The organism is Pseudomonas sp. H2_A10 (assembly GCF_054680085.1).
Map to the genome: position 1 here is coordinate 72,054 of NZ_CP162821.1, position 26,298 is coordinate 98,351.

Genomic DNA, 26,298 nt, shown 5'->3' on the forward strand with positions numbered 1-26,298 from the left:
GGTTAGCGATGGGCGCTAGGTGCGGCTAGTGCACGGGCGGCGGCGACATCCGCATTGATCGCCGTTTTCAACGCCTCAAGGGAGGCGAAACGCTGCTCTTCACGCAGCTTTTGGTGGAAAACCACCGTCAAACGCCGGTCGTATAAATCACCGGCAAAATCCAAAAGGTGAACTTCCAGGTGGGCCTTGCCATCACCTGCAACCGTGGGCCTGACGCCTATATTGGCGACTCCCGGCCACGATTGGCCGTCGATGTCGACGCTCACCAGGTAAACCCCGGTCAACGGCACTCGACGGCGCTTGAGTTGCACGTTGGCGGTAGGCGTGCCTAATTGGCGCGCCAACTTCTGGCCGTGCAACACCCGCCCGGCAATGCGGAACGGGCGACCGAGCAATCGCTCGGCCAAGGCGAAGTCGGCAGCGGCCAGGGCGTTACGCACCTGTGTACTGCTCACGCGCAGGCCGTCCAGTTCGACGGTTTGCGCGGCCTCGACGGTAAAACCCTGCTCTACGCCAGCGTGTTGCAGGAAATCGAAATCGCCGACGCGGTCGCAACCAAAACGGAAGTCGTCACCGACCTCCAGGTGTTGTACGCCCAAGCCATCCACCAGGATGCGATCGACGAATTCGGCGGCGCTGAGGCTTTGCAAGCGCTGGTTGAAAGCCAGGCAGAGAACGCGGTCCACGCCTTCTTCAGCCAGCAGTTGCAGCTTGTCCCGCAAGCGGGCCAGGCGGGCCGGAGCCGTTTCTGGGGTAAAGAACTCCCGCGGCTGTGGCTCAAAAATCACCACGCAGCTGGGTACGCCCAACTCGACGGCGCGCTCGCGCAGCCGGGCCAGGATAGCCTGGTGGCCACGGTGAACACCGTCAAAGTTGCCAATAGTGGCGACGCAGCCCCGATGCTCGGGGCGCAGGTTGTGGAGACCTCGAACCAGCTGCATAACGCGCTTCTTGCTCATAAAGTGGTCGATTATAACCACACCCGGCCCCGGACGACAGGCAACAGCGCAGGCCAAATGGGTCGAATCGATAAAACTGCCGTTTTATCGCGGCAAACTCTCTAACTCAGGGACTTGCGATTGAAATCCCGCAAACGGAAACCCTGCAGCAGCAACATGCCGAAGTACACCACCACGCCAGCGACGACCAGCACGCCCAGGCGCATGAAGCGCTCCAGCATATGGCCTTCGCTCCAGGCGGGCATCACGTGCATCAGCCCGAGCAGCACCGCCGACATCATTGCCACCGCCACCAGCAGCTTGAGCGCAAACAGGCCCCAACCCGGCTGCGGCTGGAACATCTGCTGTTTGCGCAGTTGGTAAAACAAAAGGCCAGCGTTGATGCACGCACCGGCGCTGATCGCCAGGGCCAGGCCGGCGTGGGCCAGCGGGCCGATAAACACCAGGTTCAGCAGTTGGGTGACGATCAAGGTGAAGATCGCGATTTTTACCGGCGTACGGATGTTCTGCTGCGCATAAAACCCCGGTGCCAGCACTTTGATCACGATGATGCCCAGCAGGCCCACGGAATAGGCGACCAGCGCGTGCTGCGTCATTAACGCGTCATGGGCATCGAATTGCCCGTATTGGAACAGCGCCACCGTCAGCGGCTCGGCGAGGATGCCCAGGGCCAGGGCGCAGGGCAACACCAGGACGAAGCACAGGCGCAGCCCCCAATCGAGGATGCGCGAGTATTCCTGGCGGTCCTTGCTCGCGTAGGTGCGCGCCAGGGTTGGCAGCAGAATGGTACCGAGGGCCACGCCGAGCACGCCGGAGGGCAGTTCCATCAGGCGGTCGGCGTAGTACATCCACGACACAGAGCCCGACACCAGCAACGAAGCGAACGCAGTGTTAATGATCAGGGAGATCTGGCTGACCGACACGCCGAGGATCGCCGGCAGCATATTGCGCATGACGCGCCACACGCCGGTGTCCTTGAGGTTCAAACGCGGCAACACCAGCATGCCGATCTTTTTCAGGTGCGGCAGCTGGTACAACAATTGCGCCAGGCCACCGGCCAGCACGGCCCAGCCCAGGGCCATCACCGGCGGCTCGAAGTACGGCGTGAGGAACAACGCGAAGACGATCATGCTGACGTTAAGCAGGGTCGGTACGAATGCCGGCACCGAGAAACGGTTCCAGGTATTGAGGATCGCCCCGGCCAGGGACGACAGGGAGATCAGCAATATATAAGGAAAGGTCACTCGCAGCAGGTCGGTGGTCAGCGCGAATTTTTCCGGGGTATTGGCAAAGCCGGGGGCCGTGGCCCAGATGACCCAGGGCGCCGCAAGCATGCCGATGAGCGTCACCAGCATCAACACCAGGGTCAGCAGGCCCGAGACGTAGGCAATAAAGGTTCGGGTCGCCTCCTCGCCCTGCTGGGTTTTGTATTCCGCCAGGATCGGTACAAATGCCTGGGAAAAGGCCCCCTCGGCGAAGATCCGCCGCAGCAGGTTGGGCAATTTAAAGGCAATAAAGAACGCATCCGTGGCCATACTGGCGCCAAAAATACGCGCCAGCAGGGTGTCACGCACAAACCCTAAAACCCGGGAGATCATCGTGATAGAGCTGACGGCGGCCAACGATTTGAGCAGATTCATTGAAAGAGTTTGCGCCTATGGATAAAGAGCAGGCGAACAAAGCGCCTACTTATGCGATACTGCGCGCCTGCAACAGCACAGAGCCAAAGCTCGCGAGTTTACAGGTCAAGCGCCGGAAATAAATCACCCGCCTCTTCAGATCGACCACTCAGCAGTTCGCATCAGCCGCCCTTGACAACCCGTCAAGTCATCGGCATGATTCGCGGCCTATTTTGTTTGCTATTTCCTAAAAAGTCTTTCGAGGAGCTCGACGGTGGCCAACACACCTTCCGCCAAAAAACGTGCAAAACAGGCTGAGAAGCGTCGCAGCCACAACGCCAGCCTGCGTTCCATGGTTCGTACCTACATCAAGAATGTAGTTAAAGCCATCGACACCAAAGACGCTGAAAAAGCTCAAGCAGCTTACGTTCTGGCTGTGCCTGTTATCGACCGTATGGCCGATAAAGGCATCATCCACAAGAACAAGGCCGCTCGTCATAAGAGCCGCCTGAATGGCCACATCAAGGCTCTGAGCGTTGCTGCCGCAGCCTAAGTGGTAACAACTGCAACGCAGCCCAGGTTGCGAAACAGTTAAGAAATGCCCCGTACCGAAAGGTCCGGGGCATTTTTGTTTTCTGAAGTGCGCCTCCCACATTTGGAACGCGGTGAATTTCAGATAAAAAAACGCCCCGAACAGGTCGGGGCGTTTTGGCTACCGCTTGATCAAAACATCAATCAATGGTGATGACCGCCTTCACCGTGGACGTGACCATGGGCCACTTCTTCCTGGGAGGCGTCGCGGATGGCAACGATCTTCACCTGGAAGTTCAGGCGCTGACCCGCCAGCGGGTGGTTGCCATCAACGGTCACGTCGTCGCCGTCCAGATCACGGATGGTCACGATCTGCATTTGGCCATCCGGCGCGGAAGCGTGGAACTGCATGCCCACTTCCAGTTCGTCGACGCCTTCGAACATGCTGCGGCTCAGGGTGCTGACCAGTTCGGCGGAATATTCGCCATACGCATCTTCAGGTTCTACGGCAACGGTCAGTTCATCACCAACTGCCTTGCCTTCCAGAGCCTTTTCCAGGCCTGGGATGATGTTACCTGCGCCTTGCAGGTAGACCAGCGGCGCGCCGCCGGCTGAGCTGTCGATGACCTCACCAGCGTCGTTGGTCAGGGTATAGTCGATGGAGACAGCCTTGTTAGCGGCGATCGTCATGGGGCGAGACCTTTTGCATAAGAATGAAGAACGGACAAGTCTAAACAAGGATTTGCCCGAAAGCGAACGGAACCCGGACAGACGGGGCCGACAAACGGTCACTGTCTGTGGTTTTCATCAGGACGAAGACGGGCACTGGGTGGCCGAGCTGTCCTGCGGCCACACCCAGCACCTGCGCCACCAGCCGCCATGGCAGTCGCGCGCCTGGGTGCTCGACCCCGCACAACGTCTGGAAAAAATAGGCCAGCCCTTTGCCTGCGGCTGGTGTACGCAAGCGCGTGAATAACGATAACCTTGGCGCCTGATTCCCGGTAGGCACTCAGCCATAGAGCGCCGCCGAAGCCATGCACCTCCAGAGAATTCGCATGCAGACTTTTTTTATCGCGCCCACCGATTTTGGTGTGGGCCTGACCTCCATCAGCCTTGGGCTGGTGCGTACCCTTGAGCGAGCCGGGCTTAAAGTCGGCTTTTTCAAGCCGATTGCCCAACCGCACCCAGGCGATACCGGCCCTGAGCGCTCCACCGAACTGGTGGCACGCACCCACGGCCTCAAACCGCCGCCCCCGCTGGGCCTGCCCCATGTCGAGCGGATGCTCGGCGACGGCCAGCTCGACGAGTTGCTCGAAGAAATCATCACGCTGTATCAGCAGGCGGCCGTGGGCAAAGACGTGCTGATCGTCGAAGGCATGGTGCCCACGCGCAGCGCCAGTTATGCGGCGCGGGTCAACCTGCACTTGGCCAAGAGCCTGGATGCCGAGGTGATCCTGGTATCGGCGCCGGAAAACGAAGTGCTCACCGAACTCTCCGGCCGCGTGGAATTGCAGGCACAACTGTTCGGCGGCCCAAAAGACCCGAAAGTACTCGGCGTCATCCTGAACAAGGTGCGCACCGACGAGAGCATGGAAGCGTTCTCGGCGCGCCTTAAAGAACATTCGCCGCTGTTGCGCAGCGGTGATTTCCGCCTGCTTGGCTGCATTCCTTATCAGCCCGAACTCAACGCGCCGCGCACCCGCGACGTGGCCGACCTGATGGGCGCACAGATCCTCAATGCCGGCGACTATGAAACCCGGCGCATGACCAAGATCATTATTTGCGCGCGCACCATGCGTAACACCGTGGAACTGCTCAAGCCCGGCGTGCTGGTGGTAACGCCCGGCGACCGTGACGACATCATCCTCGCCGTCAGCCTGGCCGCGATCAACGGCGTGCCCTTGGCCGGCCTGCTGTTGACCAGCGATACCCTGCCCGACCCGCGCATCATGGAGCTGTGCCGCGGCGCGTTCCAGGCCGGGTTGCCGGTGCTGTCGGTGAGTACCGGTTCCTACGAGACCGCCAACCTGCTTAACAACCTGAACAAGGAAATCCCCATCGATGACCGCGAGCGGGCCGAGATCATCACCGATTTCGTCGCCAGCCACCTCGATGCGCGCTGGCTGCACCAGCGTTGCGGCACGCCACGGGAAATGCGCCTGTCGCCGGCGGTGTTCCGCTACCAACTGATCCAGCGAGCCCAGGCCGCCAACAAACGCATCGTGTTGCCCGAAGGCAGCGAACCGCTGACCGTGCAGGCGGCCGCCATCTGTCAGGCCCGTGGCATTGCCCGTTGCGTGCTGCTGGCCAAGCCTGCGGATGTGGAAGCGGTGGCCCGCGCCCAAGGCATCGAATTGCCCGAAGGGCTGGAGATCCTTGACCCGGACCTGATCCGCCAGCGCTATGTCGAGCCAATGGTGGCGCTGCGCAAGAGCAAGAGCCTCAACGCGCCGATGGCCGAGCAGCAACTGGAAGACACCGTGGTGATCGCCACCATGATGCTCGCGCTGGATGAAGTCGACGGCCTGGTCTCCGGCGTCATTCACTCCACCGCGAATACCATCCGCCCCGCCCTGCAACTGATCAAGACCGCGCCGGGCTGTACGCTGGTGTCGTCGGTGTTCTTCATGCTGTTCCCCGAGCAGGTGCTGGTGTATGGCGACTGCGTGATGAACCCGCACCCAAGCGCCGCCGAACTGGCAGAAATCGCCCTGCAAAGCGCCGACTCGGCGGCCGCGTTCGGCATCACCCCGCGCGTGGCGATGATCAGCTATTCCAGCGGCGATTCCGCCAGCGGCGAGGAAGTGGAGAAGGTTCGCGAAGCCACCCTGCTCGCCCATGAACAGCAAAGCTCTCTGTTGATCGACGGCCCGCTGCAATACGACGCCGCCGCCAACGAAAACGTGGCACGGCAGTTGGCCCCCAATAGCCAGGTCGCCGGCAAGGCCACGGTGTTTGTGTTCCCCGACCTGAACACCGGCAATACCACCCACAAAGCGGTGCAACGCAGCGCCGATTGCGTGAGTCTGGGGCCGATGCTCCAAGGCCTGCGCAAACCGGTCAACGACCTGCCGCGCGGCGCCCAAGTGGATGACATCGTGTACACCATCGCGCTGACTGCGATCCAAGCCGCCAACCGACCTATGGATATCTAAATGCTGGCTTTTCTACCTGCCGCCATGCGCGGGGTGATCGCATCACTGCTGTTGGCGCTGAACACGATCCTGCTGTGTTCGTTCCTGTTTATCGTCGCGCTGTTCAAGGCACTGCCGTTTGCCAAGCGTTTCAGCGAATGGCTGATGAACCACACTCACGAAGCCTGGGTCACCAACAACAAAGGCTGGATGAACCTGGTGCAACGCACGCGCTGGCACCTCAAAGGGCTTGAGGGCCTGGACTATCAGCACTCGTACCTGGTGACCAGCAACCACCAGAGCTGGGTCGACATCATGGTGCTGCAATACGTGCTCAACCGCCGCATTCGCCCGCTCAAGTTCTTTCTCAAGCAAGAGCTGATCTGGGTGCCGGTGATTGGCCTGGCGTGGTGGGCGCTGGGCTTTCCGTTCATGAAGCGCTACACCAAGGCCTACCTGGAGAAACACCCGGAGAAGAAAGGCAAGGACCTGGAAACCACCCGTAAGACCTGCGCGAAATTTCGCGACAACCCGGTGGGCATTTTCAACTTTGCCGAGGGCACACGGTTTACGCCGGGCAAACATGCGCAGCAGAACTCACCGTTTCGCTATTTGCTCAAGCCCAAGGCTGGCGGTATCGCGTTTGTGCTGGATGCCATGGGGGAACAGCTCAAATCACTGGTCAACGTGACCATCCACTACCCTCCCGGGCGCCCAGGCTACTGGGATTTGCTGTGCGGCAAGGTGAAGGACGTGGTGGTGCAGTTTGAAGAAGTGCCGATCCCGGCCGAGTTCATTGGCAAGAATTATGAGCAGGATGCCGAGTACAGGCTGGCGTTCCAGGGCTGGATCAACCGGCTGTGGGAAGAGAAGGATCAGTTGCTGGACAAGCTGCACACCGATTACCCAGACAAAAAATGATCAAAATGTGGGAGGGGCTTGCCCCCTCCCACATTTGACCGCGGCGAGTGTTAGATCGCGCCGCGCTGACGCAACAGCTCCAGCACTTGCTTGACGCTCTCTTCCAGCGACAGGGCCTGGGTGTCGATTACCAGATCGGCGTTCAACGGCACGTCGTAAGGGAAGGATTCGCCAGGGATGTTATCCCCGCCCGCAGCGTACAAACCTTGCGGATCACGCTCGGCACACACCAGCGGCGACGCCTGCACGTACACGGTCAGCAGGCGATCGGCGCCAATCAGCGACTTGGCCTGTTCACGGCCTTCGGCATCCGGGGCGACAAACGCGGCCAGCGTCAACAGGCCGGCTTCGTTGAACTGGCGCGCAACGTGGGCGGCACGACGCCAGTTCTCGGTACGGCCGGCACGGTCATGCGGCAAGCCCTTGTTCAGGTCATGACGCAGGTTCTGGCCATCCAGTACGAACACGGCACGGCCCATGTCGAACAGCTTGCGTTCAACCGCATAGGCCAGGGTGCTCTTGCCGGCGCCCGACAGGCCGCTGAACAACACGGTGGCCGGCTGCTGGCCGAAGCGCAGGGCGCGCTCCTCGGTGGCTACATGGGCCAACTTGCCGTGCTGCGCCGCGCTGCCGTGAGTGACCGGCGGTGCGATGATCATGCCGGCGGCCACGGTGCCGTTGGTCAAGCGGTCGATGACGATAAACGCGCCGGTGGTGCGGTTGCTGTCATAACCGTCCAGGGCGATGGCTGCGTCGAGGCTGACCTTGACCCGGCCAATCTCGTTCAATTGCAGCGAACTCGCAGGGCCTTCGGCCAGGGTGTTCACGTCCACGCGGTGCACGATGCTGGTGATGGAGCCCGGCACGTAGCTGGTGGCACGCTTGATGTCATATTTCTTGCCCGGCAGCATCGGTTCTTCGGCCATCCACACCAGCATGGCGTCGAAGGCGTCGGCCACTTGCGGCACGTTGTCGGCATGCACCAGCAGGTCGCCACGGGAGATGTCGATCTCGTCTTCCATGGTCAGGGTCACGGCCTGGCCTGGGCCGGCATGCTCCAGTTCACCGTCGAAGGTGACGATGGATTTGACGCGGCTGCTCTTGCCCGACGGCAGCACCACGACTTCGTCGCCCTTGTGCACGATGCCGCTGGCCAGGGTGCCGGCGAAACCACGGAAGTTCAGGTTCGGACGGTTGACGTACTGCACCGGGAAACGCAGGTCGGTGTAGTTGCGGTCGTTGGCGATCTCGACGGTTTCGAGGATCTCCATCAGCGACTGGCCGGTGTACCAAGGCGAGCGCTCGCTCTTGTTCACCACGTTGTCACCCTTGAGCGCCGACATCGGCACAAAGGCCATGGTGCTCGGCTTGAACGCGATACCGTCGGCAAACTTCAGGTAATCGGCCTTGATGGCCTCGAATACGCTTTGGTCAAAGCCATTGATGTCCATCTTGTTGACGGCGATCACGATGTGCTTGATACCCAGCAACGAGGCGATATAGCTGTGGCGACGGGTCTGGGTTTGCACGCCGTAGCGGGCGTCGATGAGGATGATCGCCAGGTCACAGGTAGACGCGCCAGTGGCCATGTTGCGGGTGTACTGCTCATGGCCTGGGGTGTCGGCGATGATGAATTTGCGCTTGGCGGTGGAGAAGTAGCGGTAAGCGACATCGATGGTGATGCCCTGCTCACGCTCAGCCTGCAAGCCGTCGACCAGCAACGCCAGGTCGATGTCATCGCCGGTGGTGCCGGACTTCTTCGAATCGCGGGTAATGGCTTCCAGGTGATCTTCGTAGATCATCTTGGAGTCGTGCAGCAGGCGCCCGATCAGGGTGCTCTTGCCGTCGTCGACGTTGCCGCAGGTCAGGAAGCGCAACATCTCTTTGCGCTCGTGCTGGCCCAGGTAGGCGAGGATGTCCTCGCTGATCAAATCAGATTGATGCGACATGACAGCCCCTTAGAAATAACCTTGACGTTTTTTATCTTCCATTGAGCCTGCGCCATCGTGGTCGATGACCCGGCCCTGGCGCTCGGAAGTTCGCGTCAGGAGCATTTCCTGGATGATGTCCGTCAGCGTCTCGGCTTCGGACTCCACCGCGCCCGTCAACGGGTAGCAGCCAAGGGTACGGAAACGTACTTTCTTTTTGACGATGCGGGCTTTGTCTTCGTCGGACAGGTGCTCGAGGATGCGGTCGTCGTCGATCATGATCAACGTGCCGTTCTTCTCGATCACGTCACGCTCGGCGGCGAAATACAGCGGAACGATCGGGATGCCTTCGAGGTAGATGTATTGCCAGATGTCCAGCTCGGTCCAGTTGGACAGCGGGAACACGCGAATCGACTCGCCCTTGTTGACGTTGCCGTTATAAACGTTCCACAGCTCCGGGCGCTGGTTCTTCGGGTCCCAGCGGTGCTTGCTGTCGCGGAACGAGTACACGCGCTCTTTGGCGCGGGATTTCTCTTCATCGCGACGGGCACCGCCGAACGCGGCATCGAAACCATGCTTGTCCAACGCCTGCTTGAGGCCTTCGGTCTTCATGATATCGGTGTGCGTGGCGCTGCCGTGGGTGAACGGGTTGATGCCCTGCGCAACACCATCCGGGTTGACGTGGGTGATCAGGTCCAGGCCAAGCTCCTCGACCATCTTGTCGCGGAACCTGTACATCTCCTGGAATTTCCAGCGGGTGTCGACGTGCATCACGGGGAACGGCAGTTTGCCCGGGAAGAAGGCCTTGCGTGCCAGATGCAGCATCACGGCGGAGTCTTTACCGATCGAGTAGAGCATTACCGGGTTGTCGAACTCGGCGGCGACCTCGCGGATGATGTGGATGCTTTCCGCCTCCAGCTGTTTCAGATGCGTCAGTTTGTCGACCATGGCTACTCACGGAAAAACGATCTTATGGACGGCCAGCGGGCCGTGTTCGAGCGGGGCATGCTAGCACAGCACCTTCTTCTATTCAGGGCGCCGGCTAGATCGAAACGGTATATGAATATGCCCCCGAGTTTGGGCTTCCTGCGGGAGCTGTGTGGCTTAGATCGGATTCGGGCAATCGATAAACAAATGCTCCAGGGCGAAGCGCCGGGCCAGGTAGTCGCCCAGTGCCTGCACGCCGTAGCGCTCGGTGGCGTGATGGCCGGCAGCGATGAAGCTGATGTCGTTTTCGCGCGCGCTGTGGAAGGTTTGCTCGCTGGCTTCGCCACTGAGGAACAGGTCGACACCGGCGGCAATTGCGTCATCGATATAACCCTGGCCACCACCGGTGCACCAGCCGACGCGGCGGATCATCTCGCTGCCTTCGATCAGCAGCGGCTCGCGGCCCATGACCTCCTGCACGCGGCGCGCAAAATCGCGCGGCGACAGGGGTTCGGCGAGGGAGCCGACCAGGCCGACGACCTTGGGGTTGCCAGGGTCCAGCGGGCCTTCGACGGTGATGTCCAATTGGCGGGCCAGTTGCACGTTGTTGCCGACATCCGGGTGCAGGTCCAGAGGCAGGTGGTAGGTCAGTAGACTGATATCGTGCTTGAGCAAGGTTTTCAGGCGACGCTGCTTCATACCGGTGATGCAGGGGTTTTCGCCTTTCCAGAAATAACCGTGGTGCACCAGGATCAAATCGGCCTGGGCCTCGACGGCGGCGTCCAGCAGGGCCTGGCTGGCGGTCACGCCGCTGACGATGCGCATCACCTGCGGGCGACCTTCGACCTGCAGGCCATTGGGGCAATAATCAGCAATTTTTGCGCTGGCGAGGTAGCGGTCCGCTTCCTCGACGAGGGTGGTAAGAGGGACGGCCATAAAAGACTCCTAAATATCCGGTTCCGAGGTGCTCGCAGCCTCGTATAATGCGCGACATTATGGGCGCTCTCCCGCCCCCTGCAACCTGTCAGGACTTACTTGATGCTCAAGGCACTGCGTTTTTTTGGATGGCCATTGTTGGCTGGCGTGCTGATCGCGATGCTGATTATTCAGCGTTTCCCACAGTGGGTGGGCTTACCAAGCCTTGACGTAAACCTGCAGCAGGCACCGCAGACCAGCGCGGTGGTGCAAGGCCCGGTGACCTACGCGGATGCGGTGGTCATTGCCGCGCCGGCCGTGGTTAACCTGTACACCACCAAAGTCATCAACAAACCGGCGCACCCGCTGTTTGAAGACCCGCAGTTCCGCCGCTATTTCGGCGACAACGGGCCCAAGCAGCGTCGAATGGAATCCAGCCTGGGTTCCGGGGTGATCATGAGCCCCGAAGGCTACATCCTCACCAACAACCACGTGACCACCGGCGCCGACCAGATTGTGGTGGCCCTGCGTGACGGCCGCGAGACCTTGGCCCGCGTGGTCGGCAGCGACCCGGAAACCGACCTGGCGGTGCTGAAGATAGACCTCAAGAGCCTGCCGGCCATCACCCTGGGCCGCTCCGATGGCCTGCGGGTGGGCGACGTGGCGCTGGCCATCGGCAACCCTTTCGGCGTGGGCCAGACCGTGACCATGGGCATCATCAGCGCCACCGGGCGCAATCAGTTGGGGCTTAACAGCTACGAAGACTTCATCCAGACCGACGCCGCGATCAACCCGGGCAACTCCGGCGGCGCGCTGGTGGATGCCAACGGCAACCTGACCGGCATCAACACGGCAATCTTCTCCAAATCCGGCGGTTCCCAGGGCATCGGTTTTGCGATCCCGGTGAAGCTGGCGATGGAGGTGATGAAGTCGATCATCGAGCACGGCCAGGTGATTCGCGGCTGGCTGGGCATTGAAGTGCAGCCGCTGACCAAGGAACTGGCCGAGTCATTTGGCCTGACCGGGCGCCCTGGCATCGTGGTCGCCGGGATCTTCCGCGACGGCCCGGCGCAAAAAGCCGGTTTGCAACTGGGGGATGTGATCCTCAGCATCAACGGCGAACCGGCCGGCGATGGGCGCAAGTCGATGAACCAGGTGGCGCGGATCAAACCCACCGACAAAGTTGCGATCCTGGTGATGCGCAACGGTAAAGAGATCAAATTGGCGGCCGAAATCGGTCTGCGTCCGCCGCCCGCCCCGGTCAAAGAAGAAGAATAAGCCGTTGCGCACAGGTGCCCGTTCGCGGGCATCTGTGCGCTGACATTTAAAAGCGATTCAGTCTCATCTGGCATGTTATATTGTTTCAATATCGACATTGGAACGCTCTATCATGCCGTCTCGAAAAAATCGCTCCCCTGGCCGACCTGGCCTTGGGTTTACTGCTGGACCCCGCCTTCGCCGAAGAAAACACCCTGGAACTCGATACCATCAGCGTCACGTCTGATGCCTATGAGTCCGCCACCGGCCCGGTCGATGGCTACCGTGCCACCCGTTCGACCAGCGCGACAAAAACCGACACGGCCCTGCGCGACATCCCACAGTCCATCAGCGTAATTCCCGCTACGGTGCTCAAGGACCTAGGCAGTACCAATGTGGAACGCGCTCTGGAATTTGCCGGCGGTGTGTCCAAGCAAAACAACTTCGGCGGCCTCACGCTCTACGAATACAGCGTGCGCGGTTTCACTACGTCGGAGTTCTATCAGGACGGTTTCAGCGCCAACCGTGGCTACCCGAGCACACCGGATGTGGCCAACATCGAACGCATCGAAGTGCTCAAAGGTCCCGCTGCCAGTTTGTACGGGCGCGGCGATCCGGGCGGCACGGTCAATATCGTTACCAAAAAGCCCCAGCCGCAAGCCTTCACCACCCTGCAAACCAGTGCCGGCAGCTGGGACCGCTATCGCACCGCCCTGGACGTCAACACTCCGCTGGACGCCGAAGGCAATCTGCTGTCACGGGTCAATCTGGCCGTGGAAGACAACAACAGCTTCCGTGATCACGTCGAAAGCAAGCGCGTGTTCGTCGCGCCTTCATTCAGTTGGCAACTGAGCCCGGACACCAGCTTGCTGGTAGAAAGCGAATTCGTGCGCCACAGCTCCACCTTCGATCGCGGCATCGTCGACGCACCCGGGGTATCACGCTCCACTTTCCTCGGCGAACCCAACGACGGCGACATCGACAACCACAACAATCGCATCCAGGCCACCCTGGAACATCACCTCAACGATGCCTGGAAACTGCGCCTGGCCAGCCACTACAAACAGGGCAGCCTGTGGGGCGACGCGTCGGAAAACCGGGCCCTGAACGCCGACGGCCACACCCTCAACCGGCGCTACCGCGAGCGCTCCATGGGCTGGCACGACAGCATCACTCAGTTGGAACTGCGCGGCCTGTTCGACATCGGCAGTTGGCAGCATGAACTGCTGGTGGGCACCGAATACGAGGACTACCGCAAGAACGAACGCGTTACCGCTATCGCGGGCAGCTACCCCATCGACCTCTACAACCCGGTCTACGGCCAGCCAAAACCCAACGGCACACGCTCCGGTACCGACTTCTTTGAGCAGACCAAAAGCCACGCGCTCAACCTGCAAGACCAGATCGTCTTTACCGACCGCCTGCGCGGCATGATTGGCGCGCGCTTTGAGCATTTCGAGCAAACCGTCGACGACTTCACCCGTAACGCCCCACCCAGCCGGCAAACCCACGACGCGCTCACCCAGCGCGCCGGCCTGCTTTACCAGCTCACGCCCGAAATCGGCGTGTTTGCCAACGCCTCGACCTCGTTCAAGCCCAACAGTGGCCTGGACGCCACCGGCAATACCTTCAAGCCTGAGGAAGGCGTGGGTTATGAAGTGGGGGTCAAGAGCGAATTGTTCGACGACCGCCTCAGCGCCACACTCGCCGCGTTCCATATCGAGAAGGAAAACGTGCTGGCCCTGGACCCGTCCACCAACCTCAACCGCGCCATGGGCAAGGCCCGTAGCCAAGGTTTCGACCTGCAACTGACCGGGCAAGTGACCGATGCCGTGCGAGTGATCGGCGCCTTCGCCTACATCGACGCCGAAGTGACCAAGGGTGACAAAACCATTCCAACGGGCAGCCGCATTCTTGGCGTGGCCAAGCGCAGCGGCAGCCTGTTGGGCGTGTATGAGTTCCGGGATGGCGCATTGCGCGGCTCAGACCTGGGCGCGGCGTTCACCTACGTGGGCGACCGCTCCGGCGAGGCCGGGGGCAGCTTCGAACTGCCCGCCTACCACACCGTGGATTTACTGGCTCATTACAAAGCCACTGACAACGTGACCGTGGGCCTGAACCTCAACAACCTGTTTGACGAGAAGTACTACGAGCGGTCCTACAGCAACTACTGGGTCAACCCCGGTGAACCGCGCAATTTAACGGTCAGCCTGACCCTAAAGCTCTAACACAAATCAAACATGTGGGAGGGAGCAAGCCCCTCCCACATTTGGATCTGCGCCAGGTTCAATTACAGGGAAAGAGGTGCTCTTTCACACAGCGTATTGAGCGCCGCCGCCCACTGCGGGTCATCATTCAAACACGGCACCAACACCAACGCCTCCCCCCCGGCTCTCGCGGAACTGCTCCCGCCCGCGATCGCCGATCTCTTCCAGGGTCTCGATGCAATCGGCCACAAACGCCGGGCACATCACCAGCAGCTTTTTCACGCCTTGCCGGGCCAGTGCATCCAGGCGCGCCTCGGTGTAGGGTTCGATCCACTTCGCACGGCCCAGGCGCGATTGGAACGCCACCGACCATTTGCCGTCAGGCAAGCCCAAGCGCTCGGCAACGTCGCGAGCAACGCTGAAGCATTGCGCCCGATAGCAGGTGGCGAGCACCTCGGCAGAGGCGTTTTTGCAGCAGTCGGCGTCCTTGAAACAATGCTGGCCGGTGGGGTCGAGCTTGGTGAGATGACGCTCGGGCAAGCCGTGGAAACTCAACAGCAAATGATCGTAGTCCTGCTCGACATAAGACCGTGCGCTCGCCGCCAGGGCATCCAGGTATTCCGGCTGATCGTAGAACGGCTGCAGGATCGAGAATTGCACATTGAGTTTTTTGTCCTGCACCACGCGGCGCGCCTCTTCGATCACCGTGGTGACGGTGCTGTCGGCAAACTGTGGGTACAGTGGCGCCAGGGTGACGTTCTGAATACCCTGGGCGGCCAGACGGGTGAGGGTCGTTTCCAGGGACGGCTCGCCGTAGCGCATCGCCAACTCCACGGGCCCCTGGGTCCACTGGGCGGTCATCTGCTGTTGCAGGCGGCGGCTGAGCACCACCAGCGGCGAGCCTTCATCCCACCAGATCGACGCATAGGCATGGGCCGACTGCTCGGGGCGCTTGATCAGGATCAGCGACACCAGCAAGCGCCGCACCGGCCACGGCAGGTCGATCACGTAAGGGTCCATCAGGAACTGATTGAGGTAGCTGCGCACATCGGCCACCGAAGTGGAGGCCGGTGAACCCAGGTTGACCAGTAACAACGCGTGATCCGTCATGCAACATCCTATGGCTAGAGGCGGCTGGACAGGTCGTCCAGAGCCGCGCGCAACTCAGTGAACTGAAAAGTGAAACCGGCGGCCAGCAGGCGTTCGGGCACCGCCTTCTGCCCGCCCAGCAACAAGCCGGACAACTCCCCCAAGCCAACCTTCAAGGCAAACGCCGGCATCGGCATGAATGCAGGGCGGTGCAACACCTGGCCCAGGGTCTTGGCGAACTCGCGGTTACGCACCGGGCGCGGCGCGCACGCATTATAAGGACCGCTGGCGTCATCCTTGTGCAGAAGAAAATCAATCAGGGCGATTTGATCCTTGATATGCACCCATGGCATCCACTGCCGCCCATTGCCGATAGGCCCGCCCAGCGCCAGTTTGAAGGGCAGCAGCAACCGCGACAAAAAGCCGCCCTCGGCCGCCAGCACCAGGCCGGTGCGCACCAGCACCACACGAATACCCAGGGCTTCGGCGCGTTGGGCGGTTTCTTCCCAGGCGATGCACAGCTGACTGGGAAAATCGTCCAGTACCGGGCCGCCGGCCTCGGTCAATTCACGTTCGCCACCGTCGCCGTACCAACCCACCGCCGAGCCGGACACCAACACCGCCGGTCTTTGCGCAAGGCGCTCCAGCCACGCCAGCAGGGTTTCAGTGAGCCCGATACGGCTACTCCACAACAACGCCTTGCGCTTGTGGGTCCAGGGGCGGTCGGCGATGGGCGCGCCGGCCAGGTTGACCACCGCATCCACGACGCCGATCACCTCTTCCAGGCGCGCAACCCCCAACACCTGCGCACCGCACAAGGCGGCAACGCGTTCAGGTTGACGGCTCCATACGGTCAGGCGATGCCCCTGGGCCAGCCAGTGTCGGCAGAGTTGGCGGCCGATCAAACCCGTACCGCCGGTCAGCAAAATATGCATGGGATCTTCCTCATGTAACGTTCGCCGCCCGTCATTGGTCTATTTTATAAGCAGGGATCAACTTAATCGGGCGCGGCCTTTGTTTAGGCATCAGGTTTAAGTCTTAGCTTAACCATAGGTCACGCCACACGTTCAGGCACGCCAAAACTTATACCAAAAAACGAGATTGTACAGCTATTGGTGTCGGCGTAGTCTGTACCCAACGGTAAAACGAGGCCTCCCATGACTGTCCCCATCGCGATCATCGGTACCGGCATAGCCGGTCTCTCCGCCGCCCGAGCGCTTAAAGACGCCGGGCATGTCGTACAACTCTTCGATAAAAGCCGCGGCAGTGGTGGCCGCATGTCCAGCAAGCGCAGCGATGCCGGCGCACTGGACATGGGCGCCCAATATTTCACCGCCCGCGACCGGCGCTTCGTCAACGAGGTGCAACGCTGGCAGAGCAACGGCTGGGCCGAGCAGTGGAAACCGCAGCTGTACAATTTCAAGTCCGGCCAGCTCACGCCCTCCCCTGATGAGCAGATCCGCTGGGTCGGCACGCCGCGCATGAGCGCCATTACCCGCGCCTTGCTCGACGACCTGCCCGTGGAGTTTGGCTGTCGCATCACCGAGGTGTTCCAGGGCGCACAACATTGGAACCTGCTCGACGCCGACGGCGGCAACCATGGCCCCTTCAGCCATGTGGTCATCGCCACACCGGCACCCCAGGCCACCACTCTGCTGGCTGCAGCGCCCAAACTGGCGAGCGCCGCCGCCGGGGTAAAAATGGACCCGACCTGGGCCATTGCGCTGGCCTTCGACAAGCCGCTGGACACGCCGATGGAAGGCTGTTTCGTACAAGACAGCCCCCTCGACTGGCTGGCGCGCAACCGCAGTAAACCGGGGCGTGACAGCACCCTCGACACCTGGGTGCTGCACGCCACCAGCGCCTGGAGCAAAGCGCACCTGGACCTGCCCAAGGAAGCCGTGATCGAGCACCTGCACGGCGCCTTCGCCGAGCTGCTGCACAGCGCCATGCCCGCGCCGTCGTTCAGCATGGCGCACCGCTGGCTCTACGCCCGACCGTCCGGCGCCCACGAGTTTGGCGTGCTGGCCGATGCCGACCTGGGCCTATACGTGTGTGGTGACTGGTGCCTCTCCGGCCGCGTGGAAGGCGCCTGGCTCAGCGGCCAGGAAGCCGCCCGACGCTTGACGGAACACCTGCAATGAACCGCATCAACCCGGCAAAACTGCTGCTGTCGAAGTGGACGGCAGCCCGCCCCTTGCGCAAGGAAAAACACTTTCTGGTCACCGAGTTGTTTCGCGATGAGGAAGGCACCGTGCTGGAAATCGAGCTGCAAGCCGTCCTCACCCGCCGCGGCGAACGCCTGCCGTGGCAAACGCTGCAGAACGCCGACGCGTGGAAAATAGGCTGGAAATAGCCTCAACGCACAAACCTGTACAAATAATTTGACTTGTACAGCTTCAAACCTATGATAAGACCTAGTTGTACAGCGACTTTAGTTTGTACAGGAATCTTGCAGAGGTTTGCTTATGTCCACTCCCGCGAAACCGAAGATCGGCATCAGCGCCTGCCTTTTGGGCGAGAACGTGCGTTTCAACGGCGGACACAAACAATCCCTGCTGTGCAGCCAGACCCTGGCTGACTATTTCGACTTTGTGCCGCTGTGCCCTGAAGTCGCCATCGGCCTGGGTATCCCTCGCGAGACCATTCGCCTGGTGGGCGACGCCGCCAACCCACAGGCCGTGGGCACCGTGCACCGCGAGCTCAACGTGACCCAGCCGCTGGATGAATACGGTCAGCAAATGGCGCGCGAACACACCGACCTGTGCGGCTACATCTTTATGCAAAAGTCGCCGTCCTGTGGCTTGGAACGGGTCAAGGTTTACCGCGACAACGGCGCGCCGGTGGACGGCGGTGGGCGCGGCATCTACGCCCAGGCGTTCTGTGCCCGGCACCCCCACCTGCCGGTCGAAGAGGATGGCAGGCTGAATGACCCGGTATTGCGGGAAAACTTCCTGACACGCGTCTTCGTCTACGCCAGTTGGCAACGCTTGCTGGCCGAGGGCCTGACCCGTCATCGCCTGCTCGCATTCCACTCGCGTTACAAATACCTGCTGATGGCCCACAGCCCGGCGCATTACAAAAGCCTCGGCCACCTGCTGGGCAGCATGGACAAACACATCGACCTTAAAGCACTGGCCACCGGCTACTTTGGCGAATTGATGGCCGGGTTGAAAAAGTGCGCCACCCGCGGCACCCACACCAATGTGCTGCACCACATCAGCGGTCATCTCAAACAGGTGATCAGCGCCGACGATAAACAGGAAATGCAGGCGCTCATTGGCCAATACCGCCACGGCATCGTGCCACTGGTGGTGCCGCTGACCCTGCTCAAGCATCACTTTCGCCAACACCCGGACCGTTACATCGCGCAGCAGGCCTACCTGCAACCGCACCCGGAAAATCTCAGCCTGCGTAATGCGATCTAGACCATGAAAGCCGCCTTGCAAGACGAACCCGGCGAAGACATCGCCCAAGCCCTCCAGGACGGCTGGTTGCCGATCCGTGAAGTGGCGCGCCAGACCGGCGTCAACGCCGTGACCCTGCGCGCGTGGGAACGCCGCTATGGCCTGATCGTGCCCCAGCGTACGCCCAAGGGTCATCGGTTGTTCAGTGCCGAGCACGTGCAACGCATCCACGCCATCCTGACCTGGCTCAATCGTGGCGTGCCGGTCAGCCAGGTGAAACACCTGATCGACTCCGCCCAAACCAGCCCCGACGCGGTCGAAAATGAATGGCATGCCCTGCGCCAGACCCTGGTGCAGGCCATCGGCGAACTGGCCGAACGCCGGGTCGACGACGCCTTTAACCAGGCCATGGCGCTGTATCCGCCGCGCACCCTGTGCGAACAATTGCTGTTGCCGCTGATCAACGAACTGGAGCAGCGCTGGCAAGGCCAGTTCGGCGCACAGATGGAACGGGTGTTTTTCCTGTCGTGGCTGCGCAGCAAATTCGGCGCGCGCATCTACCACAACAACCGTCAGCTACAGGGCCCGCCGCTGCTGCTGGTCAACCAGTCCGACCTGCCGCTGGAGCCACACCTGTGGCTCAGCGCCTGGCTGGCCAGCAGCGCCGACTGCCCGGTGGAAGTGTTCGATTGGCCGCTGCCCGCCGGCGAATTGGCCCTGGCGGCGGAGCATCTGCAACCGCGTGCGGTGCTGCTGTATTCAAGCAAGGCCCTGCACCTGCCCACGCTGCACAAACTGCTGGGCGGCGTCAGTTGCCCAACGTTGATCGTCGGGCCGACCGTGTGTATCCACCAGGCCGAGTTGGCCGTGCTGACCCGTGACAACCCAACACTGTCCGTCGCCGAAGACCCCTTGTCGGCCCACCAGTTGTTGCTCCAGCGTGGACTCCTGTAAATGCACCTGATCTGGCTGCGCACCGACCTGCGCCTTCACGACAACACCGCCCTGGCCACCGCGAGCCAGCGCGGCCCGGTTGCGGCCGTGTACCTGATCACGCCCGAGCAATGGCTGGCCCATGACGATGCGCCGTGCAAAGTGGACTTCTGGCTGCGCAACCTGCAGCACATGAGCCGGGCCCTGGGCGAGTTGAACATTCCCCTGCTGATCCGCAGCGCCGCCACCTGGGACCAGGCGCCCGGCGTACTCAGCGCACTGTGCCGGGAGCTGTCGGTAAAGTCGGTACACGTCAACGAGGAATATGGCATCCATGAAAGCCGCCGCGATGCGGCAGTGGCCCAGCAATTGGAAGCCTGCGGCGTGACCTTCCACAGTTACCTGGACCAATTGTTTTTCCAACCGGGCAGTGTGCTGACCAAGACCGGCACTTATTTCCAGGTGTTCAGCCAGTTCCGCAAGGTCTGCTACGCGCGCCTGCACAGCGCCTTGCCGCCTATCATCGCGACGCCGAAAGCCCAGCCGAAACTCGACCTCGCCAGCGACCCGGTTCCGACAACCGTCGACGGCTTCGAGCCGCCGAGCGCCACCCTGCGCGCGCTGTGGCCCGCAGGCGAGGACGAAGCCCGTCGCCGCCTCGACGCCTTTGCCGACCAACAGATCAGCTACTACAAAGACGAACGCGACTATCCCGCCAAGCCCGGCACCAGCCAACTATCGGCGTACCTCGCCGCCGGCGTGGTTTCGCCGCGCCAGTGCCTGCATGCGGCATTGCAAAGCAACAGGGGCGAGTTCGAGAGCGGTGACATCGGCACCATTACCTGGATCAACGAGCTGCTCTGGCGCGAGTTCTACAAGCACATTCTGGTGGGCTACCCACGGGTCTCGCGCCACCGCGCATTCCGCCCCGAGACCGAAGCCGTGGCCTGGCGACAGGCGCCCAAGGACCTCGCCGCCTGGCAAGAAGCGCGCACCGGCCTGCCGATCATCGACGCAGCCATGCGCCAGCTATTGGAAACCGGCTGGATGCACAATCGCCTGCGCATGGTAGTGGCGATGTTCCTGACCAAGAACCTGTTGATCGACTGGCGTGAAGGCGAGCGCTTTTTTATGCGCCACCTGATCGACGGCGATCTGGCGGCCAACAACGGGGGCTGGCAATGGAGTTCGTCCACCGGCACCGATTCGGCGCCCTACTTCCGGATTTTCAGCCCCTTGAGCCAGTCGGAAAAATTCGACAGCGAAGGCCTGTTTATCAAGCACTGGCTGCCGGAGCTGGCCGCATTGAATAAAAAGGAAGTCCATAACCCCGAGGCCGCCGGCGGTCTGTTTGGCGTGGCGGATTACCCACGCGCCATCGTCGACTTGAAAAAATCCCGCGAGCGCGCCTTGGCCGCTTTCCGCAGCCTGCCTTCACGCCAGGAGGTGGCCGAGCATGAGTGATTTCCTGCGCCGCTTCGCCCACACCTTCGCCACGCTGGACAAGCACAACCTGCACCTGCTCGACAGCTTGTACAGCAAGGACGTCGCCTTCACCGACCCGCTGCATGAGGTCCACGGCCTGACGGCGCTGCACCGTTACTTCGAAACGCTGTACAGCAACGTCAGCCAGCTGCGCTTCGATTTTCATGGCTTCGATCAGGTGGCCGAGGGCGAAGGCTACCTGCGCTGGAACATGAGTTTTTGCCACCCGCGCCTGGCCAAGGGCCAAGTCATACGGGTGGAGGGTTGTTCGCACCTGATGTGGCGCGACAAGGTTTACCGCCATCGCGACTATTTCGATGCCGGCGCCATGCTGTACGAACACCTGCCCGTGCTGGGCAGAGTCGTCAGTTGGCTGAAAAGGAGAGTGGGATGAACGCTGTATCACCCCGTCGTTATTGGCTGACCGGCGCCAGCAGTGGCATTGGCGCCGCATTGGCCGTGGAACTGCTCGACAGCGGCGCCCATGTGGCCTTGAGCTCACGCAGCAAAGCGCCGTTGGACGCCCTGGCGCAACGTTATCCTGGCCAAGTGTTGGTAGTGGCCGGCGACCTGACCAACAGCCAGACCGTGCGCGAAATCGGCGAACGGATCGCCGCGGACTGGGGCTCGCTGGATACGGTGATTCTCAATGCCGGCACCTGTGAATATGTCGACGCGCGGCAGTTCGATGCATCCATCATCGAACACGTGGTGCGCACCAACCTGCTGGCCAGCAGTTACTGCATCGAAGCGGCCCTGCCGTTGTTGCGCGCCGGGGTTACCCCGCACCTGGTAGGCGTCGCCAGCGCCGTGACGTACCTGCCGATGCCTCGCGCCGAAGCCTACGGCGCGTCCAAAGCCGGCCTGCGTTACCTGTTCGAATCCCTGCGCATCAGCCTGTCGCCGGAAAACATCGACGTCACGGTGATCAGCCCAGGCTTTGTCGACACCCCGCTGACCGAGCGCAACGACTTCCCCATGCCCCTGAGCTGGCCGGCCGACAAAGCCGCTCGGCATATCTTCGCCAAGCTGGAAAAACGCCCGCTGGAAATCGCCTTCCCGGCGTTGTTTATCGCCACGCTGTGGCCGCTGTCGAAACTGCCCAACCGCGCGCAACTGATCATCGGTAAACGCATGCTGCGCAGCCCGCCACCGAAAAAGGACAACCCGTGAAAATCGCCATTATCGGCAGCGGCATTGCCGGGCTGACCAGCGCCTACCTGCTCAGCCGGCGGCACGACATTACCGTGTTCGAAGCGGGCGACCGCATCGGCGGGCATACCCACACGGTCAATGTCACGGTGGAAGGCAAAGGCTACGCGGTGGACACCGGTTTTATCGTGTTCAACGACTGGACCTACCCCAACTTCATTCGCCTGTTGGGGCAAATCGGGGTGACGTTCAAACCTACCGAGATGAGCTTTTCGGTGTGCGATGAAAGCACGCGGTTCGAGTACAACGGCAACAACCTCAATAGCCTGTTCGCGCAGCGGCGCAATCTCTTGTCGCCGGGCTTCTGGGGCATGTTGCGCGATATTCTGCGCTTCAACCGCGAGGCGCCGCGAGACTTGCAAGAGCAGCGCATCAGCGCCGAGATGACCTTGGGCGATTACCTTGCCGCCGGCGGCTACGGCGAGCGCTTTGTGCGGCATTACATCGTGCCGATGGGCGCGGCGATCTGGTCGATGTCCCTGGCCGACATGCTGGGCTTTCCCTTGCAGTTTTTCGTCCGCTTCTTCAAGAACCACGGTTTGCTCTCGGTCAACAATCGCCCGCAGTGGTGCGTGATCGAAGGCGGCTCCTCCTGCTATATCGAACCGTTGACCCGCAGCTTTCGCGAGCAGGTACGCCTCAATTGCCCGGTACACCGGGTTGAGCGCAACGCAGACGGGGTGATTATCCACAGCGCGGCCGGCACCGAGGCGTACGACAACGTGGTGTTTGCCTGTCACAGCGACCAGGCACTGGCGTTGCTCGGCGACCCAAGCCAGGCCGAGCAGGAGATCCTCGGTGCCCTGCCCTACGCTGACAACGACGTGGTGCTGCACACCGATACACGCCTGTTGCCCGACCGCAAACTGGCATGGGCCAGCTGGAACTACCGGCTGAGCGGCCCTGCCCAGGCCCAGGCGGCCGTGACCTATGACATGAACATCCTGCAAGGCATCGACAGCGCCACGACCTTTTGCGTGAGCCTGAACCAGACAGCCATGATCAACCCGTTGAAGATCCTTGCGCGCTACACCTATGCCCACCCGCAATACAGCCTGGCGGCGGTGGCCGCGCAAAACCGCTGGGAAGAACTGGCGGGCGCGCAAAACACCTTTTATTGCGGCGCCTATTGGGCCAATGGTTTCCATGAAGACGGCGTGGTCAGCGCCTTGCGCGTAGCCCAAGCCTTTGGGGAGGCCCTGTGAACAGTGCCTTGTACAGCGGCTGGATCGCCCATCGCCGGTTTGCGCCCAGGGCCCACGCCTTTCGCTACCGCATCGGCCTGCTGTACCTGGATCTAAGCGAAGAAGAGCACGTACTTGGGCTATCGCCCCTGGCCGGACGCAGCCTGTTCGCGCCTTTTGGCTTTCGCCAGCAGGATTACCTGCGTGAATTGACGCGCCACGGCATGAGTTTGAGCGATGCCGTGCGCCAGGAAGTCGGCAAGGCCCTTGGGCATGCGCCCCAGGGCGTTATCTGCCTGCTGACCCAGGCCCGCAGTTGGGGCCTGGCTTTTAACCCAGTGAGTTTCTTCTATTGCTTCGAGGCCGATGGGCAATTGGCCGCGATCCTCTGTGAAGTGACCAACACCCCATGGCGCGAGCGCTACCACTACGTGCTGCCGGCCCAAGCCCTGGGCGCGGATGAACACCAGCATTTCGCCGTGGCCAAGGCCTTTCATGTGTCGCCGTTTTTACCGCGCGACCTGGAATACCGCATGAGCTTCAGCCCACCCGCTGCCCGGCTCGGCGTGCACATGGCCGACTGGCAGGGCGAGCTGAAAATCTTCGACGCCACCCTGAGCCTGCAAAAACACACACTGAACCGCGCCAGCCTGCATCGCTACTTGTGGCGTTTTCCGTGGATGACCGCCAAGACCTGCCTGGCGATTTATTGGCAGGCGCTGCGCCTGCTGCTCAAACGCACACCGATTTTTTCCCACCGGGCCGCCGATGGCGCCTCTCGCACAGCCGTCGGTTACACCAAGGATCGCCGCCATGAAACCCCCTAGCTTATCGGTCAAGGCCAACCGCCTGAACGTCAACGGCATGACCACCGCGCTGCTGCGCAAGGGTGTGCTGCGTCAACTCAGCCAATTGCGCCACGGCCAACTGGTGGTGATTGAAGACGGCGAACGGCAAATATTCGGCGCACGGGAAGCGCATTTGCTGGGAGAGATCCAGATCCTCGACCCGGCCGTGTGGGGCCTGGTGGCAGCCAACGGTTCCATTGGCGCCGGCGAAGCGTTTATCCATGGGTACTGGACCAGCCCGGACCTGACCGCCGTGGTGCGCGTGATGGTCAGCAACCTGGACGTACTCGACGCAATGGAAGGTGGCCTGGCGCGCCTGGCTCGGCCATTGACCCAAGGCCTGCACTGGTTGAACCGCAATACACGCAAGGGCTCGCAGAAAAACATCGCCGCCCACTACGACCTGGGCAATGACCTGTTCGAAGAGTTTCTCGACCCGACCATGATGTATTCGGCGGCGCAATTCTTGAGCGCCGACGACACGCTGGAACAAGCGCAACTGAACAAACTGGAGCGCATCTGCCAGAAACTCGCGCTCAAACCCACCGACCACTTGCTGGAAATCGGCACCGGTTGGGGCAGCATGGCGCTATATGCGGCGCAGCATTACGGCTGCAAGGTCACCACCACGACGCTGTCCAAGGAGCAATTCGCCTACACCGAACGGCGCATCGAAGCCTTGGGCTTGCACGGCCAGGTCACGCTGTTGCTGCAGGACTATCGCGACCTGACCGGCCAGTACGACAAGCTGGTGTCCATCGAGATGATCGAAGCGGTGGGCCATCGCTTTCTGCCGACCTACTTCAAACAATGCGCGCATCTGCTCAGGAACGACGGCTTGATGCTGCTGCAAGCCATCACCATCCGCGACCAGCGGTTCGAGCAGGCCAAGAACAGCGTCGACTTTATCCAGCGCTACATCTTCCCCGGTGGCGCGCTGCCGAGCGTGCAGAACATGCTGCATATCGTCAGCCGTGACACCGATATGAACCTGCTGCACATGGAGGATTTCGGCCTGCATTACGCGCGAACCCTGCGCCTGTGGCGTGAGAACTTTCGCCGCGCCCACGGCCGCCTCGCGGAACTGGGCTATGACGAGTACTTCCTGCGGCTGTGGGAGTTTTACCTGTGCTACTGCGAAGGCGGCTTTATGGAGCGCACCATCGGCACCGCGCAATTGCTGTTGGCCAAGCCCTCGGCGATCAACCCGCCGCTGCTGGGACGCTTCGATGCTTAAAAACCTGGCCAATGCCGTGCTGTTCCAGTGCGGCTGGTTTGCCTGTGTGCTCGGCGGTGACAGCCTGTGGCTGCTGGTGGGGGTGGCGGCGCTGGTCATTCACCTGTTGTGGATAAGTTCGGCCGCCGAGGATGGCGTGTTGATTATCAGCGTCACGCTGGCAGGCACGCTGCTGGACACGCTGCTACGTAGCCTGGGCGTGTTCCACTTCAGCGAACCGGGGCCATTGATTCCGTTTTGGCTGATGTTGCTGTGGGCGTTGCTGGCGACCACGTTGCACCATTGCCTGGCCTGGAGCGCTCGGCCCTGGTGGTGCGCCGCCCTGCTCGGCGCGATGGGGGGGCCGTTGTCCTACTACGCCGGGAGCCAGCTGGCAGGCGTGCAGTTCGGTTTCGGCCTGGGGCCGACGATGGCCGGGTTGGCCGTCATCTGGGCCTGGGTTTTCGTCGGGCTACACCGGCTGGCGCGCTGATGTCCGTCAGAGCATTCATACGCACAGCATCGG

The 26,298-nt window shown here is 61.6% G+C and carries 24 protein-coding genes and 1 pseudogene; 17 read left to right on the forward strand and 8 right to left on the reverse strand.

What is annotated here, in order from left to right:
- Positions 1-2: 2 nt before the first annotated feature.
- Complete coding sequence (ribF, locus tag AB4O23_RS00355) at positions 3-941, reverse strand: bifunctional riboflavin kinase/FAD synthetase (protein ID WP_017529882.1); 939 nt, start codon at positions 939-941, stop codon at positions 3-5.
- 119 nt (positions 942-1,060) lie between these two features.
- Positions 1,061-2,599, reverse strand: a complete 1,539-nt coding sequence (murJ, locus tag AB4O23_RS00360; RefSeq protein WP_065877323.1) for a murein biosynthesis integral membrane protein MurJ — start codon at positions 2,597-2,599, stop codon at positions 1,061-1,063.
- A 253-nt stretch (positions 2,600-2,852) separates the two neighbouring features.
- On the opposite strand from murJ, the gene rpsT reads away from it, so the two are divergent.
- Positions 2,853-3,131: a 30S ribosomal protein S20 gene (gene rpsT / locus AB4O23_RS00365; RefSeq protein WP_016976313.1), complete on the forward strand. Its 279-nt coding sequence runs from the start codon at positions 2,853-2,855 to the stop codon at positions 3,129-3,131.
- Positions 3,132-3,313: 182 nt separating this feature from the next.
- On the opposite strand, the gene AB4O23_RS00370 is transcribed toward rpsT, so the two are convergent.
- Complete coding sequence (locus AB4O23_RS00370) at positions 3,314-3,799, reverse strand: FKBP-type peptidyl-prolyl cis-trans isomerase (RefSeq protein ID WP_003171645.1); 486 nt, start codon at positions 3,797-3,799, stop codon at positions 3,314-3,316.
- Here AB4O23_RS00370 and AB4O23_RS00375 point away from each other — a divergent pair.
- The 3 genes from AB4O23_RS00375 (at position 3,798) to AB4O23_RS00385 (ending at position 7,164) form a co-directional block, all read left to right on the forward strand.
- Positions 3,798-4,085, forward strand: a complete 288-nt coding sequence (locus AB4O23_RS00375; RefSeq protein ID WP_065877324.1) for a DUF3565 domain-containing protein — start codon at positions 3,798-3,800, stop codon at positions 4,083-4,085. The two genes, AB4O23_RS00370 and AB4O23_RS00375, sit on opposite strands and share 2 nt — an antisense overlap.
- A 79-nt stretch (positions 4,086-4,164) precedes the next feature.
- Complete coding sequence (pta, locus tag AB4O23_RS00380; protein WP_017529885.1) at positions 4,165-6,264, forward strand: phosphate acetyltransferase; 2,100 nt, start codon at positions 4,165-4,167, stop codon at positions 6,262-6,264.
- Entirely contained in the window at positions 6,265-7,164 is a 900-nt protein-coding gene (locus AB4O23_RS00385) for an acyltransferase (RefSeq protein ID WP_017529886.1), read from the forward strand.
- 50 nt (positions 7,165-7,214) lie between these two features.
- Here AB4O23_RS00385 and cysN read toward each other — a convergent pair whose 3' ends face one another.
- From cysN to AB4O23_RS00400, 3 genes are all read right to left on the reverse strand, one after another.
- A complete protein-coding gene (gene cysN / locus AB4O23_RS00390) occupies positions 7,215-9,113 on the reverse strand; it encodes a sulfate adenylyltransferase subunit CysN (RefSeq protein ID WP_017529887.1) in 1,899 nt (632 codons plus the stop codon).
- A 9-nt stretch (positions 9,114-9,122) separates the two neighbouring features.
- Positions 9,123-10,040, reverse strand: a complete 918-nt coding sequence (cysD, locus tag AB4O23_RS00395; protein WP_460061680.1) for a sulfate adenylyltransferase subunit CysD — start codon at positions 10,038-10,040, stop codon at positions 9,123-9,125.
- A 156-nt stretch (positions 10,041-10,196) separates the two neighbouring features.
- Entirely contained in the window at positions 10,197-10,955 is a 759-nt protein-coding gene (locus AB4O23_RS00400; RefSeq protein WP_460106324.1) for a Nif3-like dinuclear metal center hexameric protein, read from the reverse strand.
- A 102-nt stretch (positions 10,956-11,057) separates the two neighbouring features.
- On the opposite strand from AB4O23_RS00400, the gene algW reads away from it, so the two are divergent.
- The gene (gene algW / locus AB4O23_RS00405; protein WP_017529890.1) at positions 11,058-12,212 is read left to right on the forward strand and encodes a Do family serine endopeptidase AlgW; all 1,155 of its coding nucleotides are present in this window, start codon (positions 11,058-11,060) and stop codon (positions 12,210-12,212) included.
- Positions 12,213-12,358: 146 nt separating this feature from the next.
- Entirely contained in the window at positions 12,359-14,419 is a 2,061-nt protein-coding gene (locus tag AB4O23_RS00410) for a TonB-dependent siderophore receptor (RefSeq protein WP_460150539.1), read from the forward strand.
- 62 nt (positions 14,420-14,481) lie between these two features.
- Here AB4O23_RS00410 and hemH read toward each other — a convergent pair.
- Together hemH and AB4O23_RS00420 are read right to left on the reverse strand one after the other, a co-directional pair.
- A pseudogene (gene hemH / locus AB4O23_RS00415) lies at positions 14,482-15,508 on the reverse strand (ferrochelatase).
- Between the two features lie 14 nt (positions 15,509-15,522).
- Complete coding sequence (locus AB4O23_RS00420; protein WP_137219983.1) at positions 15,523-16,422, reverse strand: TIGR01777 family oxidoreductase; 900 nt, start codon at positions 16,420-16,422, stop codon at positions 15,523-15,525.
- A 222-nt stretch (positions 16,423-16,644) separates the two neighbouring features.
- Between AB4O23_RS00420 and AB4O23_RS00425 the strand changes: the two genes are divergently transcribed.
- The 11 genes from AB4O23_RS00425 (at position 16,645) to AB4O23_RS00475 (ending at position 26,265) form a co-directional block, all read left to right on the forward strand.
- Complete coding sequence (locus tag AB4O23_RS00425) at positions 16,645-17,631, forward strand: NAD(P)/FAD-dependent oxidoreductase (RefSeq protein WP_065877327.1); 987 nt, start codon at positions 16,645-16,647, stop codon at positions 17,629-17,631.
- Positions 17,628-17,843: a TIGR02450 family Trp-rich protein gene (locus AB4O23_RS00430; RefSeq protein ID WP_068935953.1), complete on the forward strand. Its 216-nt coding sequence runs from the start codon at positions 17,628-17,630 to the stop codon at positions 17,841-17,843. The genes AB4O23_RS00425 and AB4O23_RS00430 overlap by 4 nt, the downstream gene beginning before the upstream one ends.
- 112 nt (positions 17,844-17,955) lie before the next feature.
- Positions 17,956-18,915, forward strand: a complete 960-nt coding sequence (locus tag AB4O23_RS00435) for a YbgA family protein (RefSeq protein WP_017529896.1) — start codon at positions 17,956-17,958, stop codon at positions 18,913-18,915.
- A gap of 3 nt (positions 18,916-18,918) precedes the next feature.
- On the forward strand, positions 18,919-19,848 hold the full coding sequence (locus AB4O23_RS00440; protein ID WP_065877328.1) for a MerR family transcriptional regulator: 930 nt from the start codon (positions 18,919-18,921) through the stop codon (positions 19,846-19,848).
- Positions 19,849-21,291 (forward strand): deoxyribodipyrimidine photo-lyase, encoded by a 1,443-nt coding sequence (gene phrB, locus AB4O23_RS00445; protein WP_017529898.1) that lies wholly within the window; start codon positions 19,849-19,851, stop codon positions 21,289-21,291.
- Positions 21,284-21,706, forward strand: a complete 423-nt coding sequence (locus AB4O23_RS00450) for a nuclear transport factor 2 family protein (RefSeq protein WP_017529899.1) — start codon at positions 21,284-21,286, stop codon at positions 21,704-21,706. The genes phrB and AB4O23_RS00450 overlap by 8 nt, the downstream gene beginning before the upstream one ends.
- The gene (locus tag AB4O23_RS00455; RefSeq protein WP_017529900.1) at positions 21,703-22,485 is read left to right on the forward strand and encodes an SDR family NAD(P)-dependent oxidoreductase; all 783 of its coding nucleotides are present in this window, start codon (positions 21,703-21,705) and stop codon (positions 22,483-22,485) included. Before AB4O23_RS00450 ends, AB4O23_RS00455 begins: the two co-directional genes overlap by 4 nt.
- Complete coding sequence (locus tag AB4O23_RS00460) at positions 22,482-23,729, forward strand: NAD(P)/FAD-dependent oxidoreductase (RefSeq protein WP_460061694.1); 1,248 nt, start codon at positions 22,482-22,484, stop codon at positions 23,727-23,729. Before AB4O23_RS00455 ends, AB4O23_RS00460 begins: the two co-directional genes overlap by 4 nt.
- Complete coding sequence (locus AB4O23_RS00465) at positions 23,726-24,535, forward strand: DUF1365 domain-containing protein (protein WP_065877330.1); 810 nt, start codon at positions 23,726-23,728, stop codon at positions 24,533-24,535. The genes AB4O23_RS00460 and AB4O23_RS00465 overlap by 4 nt, the downstream gene beginning before the upstream one ends.
- Positions 24,522-25,793 carry an SAM-dependent methyltransferase gene (locus tag AB4O23_RS00470; protein WP_065877331.1) on the forward strand — a complete coding sequence of 424 codons (1,272 nt, stop codon included), beginning with the start codon at positions 24,522-24,524 and terminating at the stop codon, positions 25,791-25,793. The genes AB4O23_RS00465 and AB4O23_RS00470 overlap by 14 nt, the downstream gene beginning before the upstream one ends.
- Complete coding sequence (locus AB4O23_RS00475; RefSeq protein ID WP_068935961.1) at positions 25,786-26,265, forward strand: DUF2878 domain-containing protein; 480 nt, start codon at positions 25,786-25,788, stop codon at positions 26,263-26,265. The genes AB4O23_RS00470 and AB4O23_RS00475 overlap by 8 nt, the downstream gene beginning before the upstream one ends.
- Positions 26,266-26,298: the final 33 nt, after the last annotated feature.